This window comes from Borrelia hispanica CRI (genome assembly GCF_000500065.1).
Taxonomy (GTDB): domain Bacteria; phylum Spirochaetota; class Spirochaetia; order Borreliales; family Borreliaceae; genus Borrelia; species Borrelia hispanica.
On the sequence record NZ_AYOU01000102.1, the window covers coordinates 1 to 3052 of the forward strand.

The following is a 3052-nucleotide window of genomic DNA, read 5'->3' on the forward strand; positions in this document are numbered from 1 at the left end:
AATATAAAAAACTTATTTACAAACTTGACATTTAAACAAAATAGTATATAATACTATATAAGAATGATTATTATTTAATAATAAAAAAGGAGAATATATATGAGAAATAACATTTTAAAGAACATAATTACTATATCTGCTTTAACAGCATTTATGCTTACCAGTTGTAATACTGATGGGACTTTGGCTATACCAACTGGTAGTCAAAAAGGTGGTGCAGATACTAAAACAAGTGGTGATGGTCCATCAAATATCCCAAGAGCTGATGGTGATGTTAATGGTGATGTTAATGGTGATGTTAATGGTGGTGTTAATGGTGGTGTTGATGATGGGGCTAAACAATTAGCAGATTTGATAGTTGTACTTACAACAAAAGTTGAAAAGGAAGTAAAGGTAAATAAAGATGGTAAAGAGCCTGATAATACTCAATATGGATTAAAAGACAGCGTATTTAAATTAATAAAGGATGATAAGCAGAAAACTTATGATGAAGATACAAATAAAGATACAAGACATAAATTTTATGGATCTTTGAGCTGGAAAAAAGAAGCAATTAAAGGCCTTGGAGAAGTACTTGCAAAGCTAGCAGGAGAGGCAGCTTATAAAGATACTTGGCCTAAAAATCTTGTAGAGGTGGGAGAAAAAGTACAAGGAGTAATTCAGGTTACATTTAAACAAATAGAAGACAAAAAAGAAAAGCTTAATACTTTAAGCCTTGAAAAAATAAATGAACTTAATGATCAAGTAAAAAAACTTGAAGAAGCAAGAAATACCTGGATAACATTTGTAGATGATTTAATTAAAGATTATAAGGCTGATAAAGATAGCATCAAAACTACTGTAAAAAATTTGGTAGATAAATACCTAACTCCAAAATACACTGATCCTCTTTCTGGGCTTATTAAAAGCAGTAAACAATTAGGGGAAGAGATGAAGAAAATATTAGATGAAATAAATTAATATAAATAATATATTAAGTATGACATTTTCAAATTACGGAAGAGAGGCAGAGCTTCTCTTCCGTTTTTATTTGTGCAATTTATAATCAATTAAAAAATTATATTTTTCTTGAAATGCACTTAAAAAACTTAACGAATATGTTTGATAAGTATTGTGATTAAATGTGTTCATTATTAATATAAAAAAATTTACTGTAAAATCTTGACATTTAAATTAAATAGTATTATATATTATTTAATAATGATTATGATTTAATAATCAAAGGAAGGAGAATATTTATGAGAAACAATATTTTAAGTAATATTTTTAGTATATTTGTTTTAACAGCATTGATATTTATTGCTTGTAATCCAGGTAGTAGTGCTGGTGGTGATGGACAATCAGAAGGTGCGAGTGGCGATAGTGCTAAGCAATCAGTATTAAGTGAGCTTTTCAAAAAGGTTGCAGGTGAAGGAAAGGTAAACGAAGGTAAAAGCGAGCCTGATAATACTCAATATGGATTAAAAGACAGTGTATTTAAAATAATAAAGGATGACAAGAATAAAACTTATGATGCAGATGAAAAGCAAGATTCAAGATATAAATTTTATGGATCTTTGAGCTGGAAAAAAGAAGCAATTGAAGGCCTTGGGATAGTACTTGCAGAAATAGGGAAAAACGTAACTTATAAAGACACTTGGCCTAAAAATCTTGTAGAGGTAGGAGAAAAAGTACAAGGAGTAATTCAGGTTGCATTTAAACAAATAGAAGACAAAAAAGAAAAGCTTAATACCCTAAGCCTTGAAAAAATAAATGAGGTTAATGACAAAGTAAAAAAACTTGAAGAGGCAAGAAATACCTGGACAACATTTGTAGCTGGTTTACTTAAAGATTATAGTGCTGATAAAGGTAGTATCAAAACTACTATGCAAAAGTTGATAGATGATTACCTAACTCCAAAATATAATGATTCTCTTTCTGGGCTTATTACAAGCAGTGAAAAGTTAGGGGAAGATATTAAGAAAATATTAGAATAAGTAAAATAATATAAATAAATATATTAAATATGACATTTTCAAATTACGGAAGAGAGGCAGAGCTTCTCTTCCATTTTTGTTTGTACAACTTATAAACGATTAAAAATTATTTTATTTTTAATGTACTTATAAACCTTCTTAAATAAGCTTAATAATGATTATGATTCAAATTTTATTATTAATATAAAAAACTTATTTACAAACTTGACATTTAAACAAAATAGTATATAATACTATATAAGAATGATTATTATTTAATAATAAAAAAGGAGAATATATATGAGAAATAACATTTTAAAGAACATAATTACTATATCTGCTTTAACAGCATTTATGCTTACCAGTTGTAATACTGATGGGACTTTGGCTATACCAACTGGTAGTCAAAAAGGTGGTGCAGATACTAAAACAAGTGGTGATGGTCCATCAAATATCCCAAGAGCTGATGGTGATGTTAATGGTGATGTTAATGGTGATGTTAATGGTGGTGTTAATGGTGGTGTTGATGATGGGGCTAAACAATTAGCAGATTTGATAGTTGTACTTACAACAAAAGTTGAAAAGGAAGTAAAGGTAAATAAAGATGGTAAAGAGCCTGATAATACTCAATATGGATTAAAAGACAGCGTATTTAAATTAATAAAGGATGATAAGCAGAAAACTTATGATGAAGATACAAATAAAGATACAAGACATAAATTTTATGGATCTTTGAGCTGGAAAAAAGAAGCAATTAAAGGCCTTGGAGAAGTACTTGCAAAGCTAGCAGGAGAGGCAGCTTATAAAGATACTTGGCCTAAAAATCTTGTAGAGGTGGGAGAAAAAGTACAAGGAGTAATTCAGGTTACATTTAAACAAATAGAAGACAAAAAAGAAAAGCTTAATACTTTAAGCCTTGAAAAAATAAATGAACTTAATGATCAAGTAAAAAAACTTGAAGAAGCAAGAAATACCTGGATAACATTTGTAGATGATTTAATTAAAGATTATAAGGCTGATAAAGATAGCATCAAAACTACTGTAAAAAATTTGGTAGATAAATACCTAACTCCAAAATACACTGATCCTCTTTCTGG

3 protein-coding genes are annotated in these 3052 nt (G+C 28.7%); all 3 read left to right on the plus strand.

Going from position 1 to position 3052, the window contains the following annotated elements; translation table 11 throughout:
• The first annotated feature begins 99 nt into the window (after positions 1 to 99).
• Positions 100 to 960 carry a complement regulator-acquiring protein gene (locus tag U880_RS0102980; protein WP_024654702.1) on the plus strand — a complete coding sequence of 287 codons (861 nt, stop codon included), beginning with the start codon at positions 100 to 102 and terminating at the stop codon, positions 958 to 960.
• Positions 961 to 1238: 278 nt separating this feature from the next.
• Positions 1239 to 1976, plus strand: a complete 738-nt coding sequence (locus tag U880_RS0102985) for a complement regulator-acquiring protein (protein ID WP_024654703.1) — start codon at positions 1239 to 1241, stop codon at positions 1974 to 1976.
• A 279-nt stretch (positions 1977 to 2255) separates the two neighbouring features.
• The coding region (locus U880_RS09995; RefSeq protein ID WP_038359062.1) for a complement regulator-acquiring protein at positions 2256 to 3052 on the plus strand (797 nt) is incomplete at its 3' end.